Source organism: Mesorhizobium sp. M1E.F.Ca.ET.041.01.1.1 (assembly GCF_003997355.1).
GTDB lineage: Bacteria > Pseudomonadota > Alphaproteobacteria > Rhizobiales > Rhizobiaceae > Mesorhizobium.
This window is the reverse complement of record NZ_RZSL01000457.1, coordinates 1-5,063: the sequence shown is the minus strand read 5'-3', so window position 1 is coordinate 5,063 and position 5,063 is coordinate 1. Positions and strand designations below refer to the sequence as shown.

General features: G+C 63.9%; 7 protein-coding genes. 3 read left to right on the top strand and 4 right to left on the bottom strand.

Annotated features, from left to right (window positions below):
- Positions 1 to 152: 152 nt before the first annotated feature.
- Together EOA38_RS27675 and EOA38_RS27670 are read right to left on the bottom strand one after the other, a co-directional pair.
- The gene (locus tag EOA38_RS27675; RefSeq protein WP_127300713.1) at positions 153 to 416 is read right to left on the bottom strand and encodes a YMGG-like glycine zipper-containing protein; all 264 of its coding nucleotides are present in this window, start codon (positions 414 to 416) and stop codon (positions 153 to 155) included.
- Between the two features lie 210 nt (positions 417 to 626).
- Entirely contained in the window at positions 627 to 1,037 is a 411-nt protein-coding gene (locus EOA38_RS27670) for a DoxX family protein (protein ID WP_127300712.1), read from the bottom strand.
- A 148-nt stretch (positions 1,038 to 1,185) separates the two neighbouring features.
- Here EOA38_RS27670 and EOA38_RS27665 point away from each other — a divergent pair, with 148 nt between their 5' ends.
- Both EOA38_RS27665 and EOA38_RS27660 read left to right on the top strand, forming a co-directional pair.
- Positions 1,186 to 1,629: an ACT domain-containing protein gene (locus tag EOA38_RS27665; protein WP_127300711.1), complete on the top strand. Its 444-nt coding sequence runs from the start codon at positions 1,186 to 1,188 to the stop codon at positions 1,627 to 1,629.
- Positions 1,630 to 1,848: 219 nt separating this feature from the next.
- Positions 1,849 to 2,820 (top strand): transposase, encoded by a 972-nt coding sequence (locus tag EOA38_RS27660; RefSeq protein ID WP_127300710.1) that lies wholly within the window; start codon positions 1,849 to 1,851, stop codon positions 2,818 to 2,820.
- 181 nt (positions 2,821 to 3,001) lie between these two features.
- Here the strand turns inward: EOA38_RS27660 and EOA38_RS27655 are convergent, their stop codons facing one another.
- Together EOA38_RS27655 and EOA38_RS39375 are read right to left on the bottom strand one after the other, a co-directional pair.
- Positions 3,002 to 4,036, bottom strand: a complete 1,035-nt coding sequence (locus EOA38_RS27655; protein WP_127300709.1) for an aspartate-semialdehyde dehydrogenase — start codon at positions 4,034 to 4,036, stop codon at positions 3,002 to 3,004.
- A gap of 107 nt (positions 4,037 to 4,143) precedes the next feature.
- Positions 4,144 to 4,296: a hypothetical protein gene (locus EOA38_RS39375; protein WP_189434948.1), complete on the bottom strand. Its 153-nt coding sequence runs from the start codon at positions 4,294 to 4,296 to the stop codon at positions 4,144 to 4,146.
- A 342-nt stretch (positions 4,297 to 4,638) separates the two neighbouring features.
- On the opposite strand from EOA38_RS39375, the gene EOA38_RS27650 reads away from it, so the two are divergent.
- Positions 4,639 to 5,063 (top strand): DEAD/DEAH box helicase (locus tag EOA38_RS27650; protein ID WP_145966092.1); only part of this gene is annotated, 425 nt, incomplete at its 3' end.

The window sequence follows — 5,063 nt, the reverse complement described above, 5'->3', positions numbered from 1 at the left end:
GCCCAGGAAGACGCCGCCGCTGCCGTTGCCGCGGCATCCGCCGCGCCGGCCGAGGCGGAAGCCGCGACCACCGAGTAAGTTCGGCGTTCAACTTCGTTCAATGGGAACGGCGGGCAAGATGCCCGCCGTTTTCGTTAGGTCCGCCTATAGACTCAATAGCCTTCCGGGCAGCGCGCGACATAGACGCGCCCGTAACGGTCGCGGTAGCGGCACTGGCCGGCCTCGCTGGCATGGCCGATCAATGCGCCGGCGACAGCGCCGACGGCGCCGCCGACCACCGCGCCTTGCACCGGATTGTTGGCGACGGCCGCGCCAACGGCCGCGCCGCCCAAGCCACCGATCGCGGCACCTTTTTCCGTCTGCGAACAGGCGCCCAGCGCCAATGTCAGCACCAGAATGGTAATCGCTTTCGTCATTTCAGTTCCTCTCTCACGGGGGGATCGCCGTCCGCGCCGCCAAGTGTTTAACTCGCAGACGGCTAATTTGATCCCGAGGACCATGGAGATTGGCGTCTCAAGACGCCAGCCAGGATCAGGCGGTCACTGTTCGGCGGTAGGTTCGACAGCTCTAACTATTTGTTTTTACGCGATTCCGGGCGAACCTTCGGCGCCCTTGCTGGAATTGCTTTAGCGGCTGAACGGGATCAGCGCGCGCACTCTTGGGTCGCGCAGATAGAGCCCGCCCCACAGGATGACGCCGAGATAGACGCCGAACAGCGTGTGCGAGAATAGCGGGCTGCCGATGCGCACATGCGTGGAAATGGCGCCGCCCATATAGGCGGTGAGCAGGATGGCACCGAGCACGGACGTGCGCGGCAAGGCATAGAGCGCGGTCGAGATCAGCCCGATAATGCCGATCAGGCGCGCGATATCAGCGTCCGCCGGCCAGCCGAGGTCGGTCATCGTCTGGGTGACGATGTTGAGCGGCGGCAGCTTGATGACGCCGTCGAAGATCATGAACAGGACGACGACGGCGCTGAGCACGCGCCCGGTCCACAAGGCGCCGTTCGAGACGGGCGCGGCATCGGAAATGCTCATTGGTATTCCCTCCTGACGGTTCGAGCCTGGCTGTTTTGCCGGCTTCGACCAAAGGACGAGGAAGCGCACCGCGATCCTACAGGGGGCCGGTGCGCTTTTTTCAAAGGCGTGGTTCAATGAAAGAACGCACGGACCGGAAGGAGCTAAGATGACCGGCGAGACCGATCTGCAAAGACTGCTGGCGTCGATGACGCCGCACCTGCTGCCCGGCATCTATGTCTTCGCGACGCTGGCGCCGGGTGCGGCCGTGCCGGACGGACTTGAGCCGGTTATGCAGTTTCGGGAGCGGGAAGGCCTGACGCTTATCGTGACGGAGGACCAGGCAAAGGCGGCCGGCCTCATGGGCGCATTCCGCTGTTGCATGATCACGCTGAACGTCCATTCCTCGCTGGAAGCCGTCGGCTTCCTGGCCGCCATCACGACACGGCTGGCTGCGGCCGGCATGGGCGTCAATCCGGTTTCGGCTTTCTACCATGATCATTTGTTCGTGCCGGCGGAGCGGGCGGAAGAAGCGATGAAGCTATTGCAGGAAATGGCGCAAGCCTTCCCTTCTCCCCTTGTGGGAGAAGGTGTCGCCGAAGGCGACGGATGAGGGGTGTTCCAGCGGAGTGAGACGTCGGCGTTCCCCGGAACACCCCTTGCATGTTGGGACAGCGGCTATTTGTGCAAGATAGCTGCACTCCCCCGACAGATGGCCGTCCGCCGGGGAGTGGACGGATGGGACCGTACACCCCTTGGCGTGAACCGCGGTTGAGCAAGGTCCATTCGTTCTCGCACGGGTCCTGAACAGATGATGGGGAGCAAGTCCCGCATGCAAGGCAAGGTATTGTCCGAACCGAATGCGATGCTGGCAGTCTATGCCGGCATCGACGTGTGTAAAGAGTGGCTGGATGTGTACGTCCATCCGGTCGGTCAGAGTTTTCGCGTGACCAATGATGGTTGTGGCCTGCGGCGGCTGAAGCGCCAGCTCCAAAGTCTTGCGGTGAGGCGCGTGATCATGGAGGCGACGTCCAAATATCATCGTGCGGCGCAGCGCTCGCTGCACGAGGCCGGATTGCACGTGGCCGTCGTTAACCCGCTGCGAGCTCGGCTGTTCGCAGAAGCCTGCGGCCAGCTTGCCAAGACCGACAAGATCGACGCCCGGCTGCTGGCCTTGATGGGAGTTGCACTCGATCCGTCGGAAACGGCGCCTGCTTCACTTGCGATAGAGTTACTGCAGGAGATGGTTGGCGCACGCAGTGCCGCCAGCGCCGAGCGTACCGCGCTCATCAACCGCTTGGCGACGTTCAAAAGCCTCTTCCTGCGCGCTGAACTCAACCGCAGGCTCAAAGCGCTTCAGAGCCATATCGTACGTCTCGAAGCCGAGATTGGGCGCTTGATCTCGGCTGATCCCGTACTTGCCCGACGCTATACCATCTTGATGTCGGTCCCGGGCATCGGGCCGGCCACCGCCGCCACCCTCCTTGCCGGCCTCCTCGAGATGGGTACGCTCAACGCCAAGCAGGCGGCCATGCTGACGGGGCTCGCTCCAGTCGCCCACGATAGCGGCCCGCACGTGGGACGCCGCGCAATCAAAGGCGGACGCAAGGGCGTCAGAAACGCCCTCTACATGGCTGCTCTGTCAGCAAGTCGTTACAACAACGATCTTGCCGTGTTCGCCTCCCGGCTGCGCAACGCAGGCAAGCCCGCAAAGATCGTTGTCGTCGCCGTTATGCGAAAGCTCGTCGTCATGGCCAATGCGCTCATCACACAAGACCGTACCTGGAGCCCAATCGCTCCTTGACAACAAACACAGATGCTCAACCGTCTCGGCGCTGCGCGCCGATCCACCTTCTCCCACAAGGGGAGAAGGGGAAGCCGCGCTCACGGCCGAAGGCCGAGCCCGCGACTGCGGGCCGCCGGTCGTCCGGCGCCCCCGCGGAGGGCCAGCCGCGTCAGCGGCGGTGCGGCCCGTGAGCGATAAACTAAGCCGCCTTCTTCTTCGGCTGGATCAGGCCCCGCTCGACCAGAAGCTCGGCGATCTGGACCGCGTTGAGGGCCGCTCCCTTGCGCAGATTGTCGGAAACGACCCACATCGACAGGCCGTTGTCGACGGTCGAATCCTCGCGGATGCGCGAGATGAAGGTGGCGTCTTCGCCGGCCGATTCGAGCGGCGTGATGTAGCCGCCGTTCTCGCGCTTATCGAGAACCTGGCAGCCGGGCGCGTCTCGAAGAATTTCCCTCGCCTCGTCCGCCGTGATCGGCTTCTCGAACTCGATGTTGACCGCTTCCGAATGGCCGATGAAGACCGGCACGCGCACGCAGGTCGCCGTCAGCTTGATCTTGGGGTCGAGCATCTTCTTGGTCTCGGCCACCATCTTCCACTCTTCCTTGGTGAAGCCGTCGTCGAGGAAAACGTCGATATGCGGGATGACGTTGAAGGCGATGCGCTTGGTGAACTTCTTGACGTCGACCTGGTCGGCGACGAAGACGGCGCGGGTCTGCGTGAACAGCTCGTCCATGCCTTCCTTGCCGGCGCCGGAGACCGACTGGTAGGTGGCGACGACGACGCGCTTGATGGTGGCGACGTCGTGCAGCGGCTTCAGCGCCACCACGAGCTGCGCCGTCGAGCAGTTCGGATTGGCGATGATGTTCTTGCGCGAGAACAGCTCGACCGCATCCGGATTCACTTCCGGCACGATCAGCGGCACGTCCGGATCGTAGCGGAAGGCCGAGGAATTATCGATGACGACGCAGCCCTGCTTGCCGATCTTGGGCGACCATTCCTTGGACACGTTGCCGCCGGCCGACATGACGCAGATGTCGGTGTCGGAAAAATCATAGGTGTCGAGCGCCTTGACCTTCAGCGTGCGGTCGCCGAAGGACACTTCGGTGCCCTGGCTGCGCCGCGAGGCCAGCGCCACCACCTCGCTCGCCGGGAAGCCGCGCTCGTCCAGAATGCTGAGCATTTCGCGGCCCACATTGCCCGTGGCGCCGACTACCGCAACCTTGAAACTCATCGATATCTCCTGTCCCTCTCCGCTTGGTTGTTGGAGAAAACCCGCCGGCCTCATGCGGGTTCCGTCCCCCGGGCCGAACCCGGGAGAGGGTGGTTAGGCCAAGGGAATCACACCGTTTTGGTGGTGGTTTTTTTGGCCGTAGTTTTGCTGGAACCCAGAATCTTGCTGGAACGGACGGACGCGCCGAAGCGCCCTGCCCGATGCGCCGCATCGTGGCTGGGCGCTTCGAATGCAAGAAGAGCCACCAGAAGGCCGCGCATCGAAAAAGATCCCGTTCGCTGCGGGCTTTTACGCGCTTTGATAAAAGAGTCAATCGGCGCCGCAGCTCCCCTTCTCCCCTTGTGGGAGAAGGTGGATCGGCGCGCAGCGCCGAGACGGATGAGGGGTGTTCCAGCGGAGTGAGGCGCTGGCTTTCCCTGGAACACCCCTCATCCGTCGCCTTCGGCGACACCTTCTCCCACGGGGGAGAAGGGAAAGGCGGTGCCGCCTGCTCTGTACAATGGCGGCTGCAGGAAGTACGAACGCCCAAATTCGTTCGGCTGGCGCAGTGCCAGCCTTGTGTTCCGCGACGAGCACAGAACCCCGAATCCCGAAAGAACAAGATGTCCAGTTTCGAAACCATCGTGCCTGCGCTTGCAGAGGCGTTGCAAAACCGCGGCTATGTCGAGCTGACCGCGGTGCAGAAAGCGGTGCTGGCACCCGAACTGGGCGTGGCCGACGCGCTGGTTTCCGCGCAGACCGGCTCCGGCAAGACCGTCGCCTTCGGTCTTGCCCTGGCACCGAGCCTGCTCGACGGCGCGGAACGCTTCGCCGATGCCGGCGCGCCGCTGGGGCTGGTGGTGGCGCCGACGCGCGAGCTGGCGCTGCAGGTGCGGCGCGAGCTGGAATGGCTCTACGCGCTGACCGGCGCGACTGTGGCGTCCTGCGTCGGCGGCATGGATATGCGCAGCGAGCGGCGCGCGCTGGAGCGCGGCGCCCACATCGTCGTCGGCACCCCCGGCCGGCTGCGCGACCATATCGGTCGCGG

Coding starts and splice junctions, on each gene's coding strand:
- EOA38_RS27670 (WP_127300712.1), bottom strand. CDS start 1,037: ATGAGCATTTCCGATGCCGCGCCCGTCTCGAACGGCGCCTTGTGGACC.
- EOA38_RS27655 (WP_127300709.1), bottom strand. CDS start 4,036: ATGAGTTTCAAGGTTGCGGTAGTCGGCGCCACGGGCAATGTGGGCCGC.
- EOA38_RS27665 (WP_127300711.1), top strand. CDS start 1,186: ATGACCGGCGAGACCGATCTGCAAAGACTGCTGGCGTCGATGACGCCG.
- EOA38_RS27660 (WP_127300710.1), top strand. CDS start 1,849: ATGCAAGGCAAGGTATTGTCCGAACCGAATGCGATGCTGGCAGTCTAT.
- EOA38_RS27675 (WP_127300713.1), bottom strand. CDS start 416: ATGACGAAAGCGATTACCATTCTGGTGCTGACATTGGCGCTGGGCGCC.
- EOA38_RS39375 (WP_189434948.1), bottom strand. CDS start 4,296: ATGCGCGGCCTTCTGGTGGCTCTTCTTGCATTCGAAGCGCCCAGCCAC.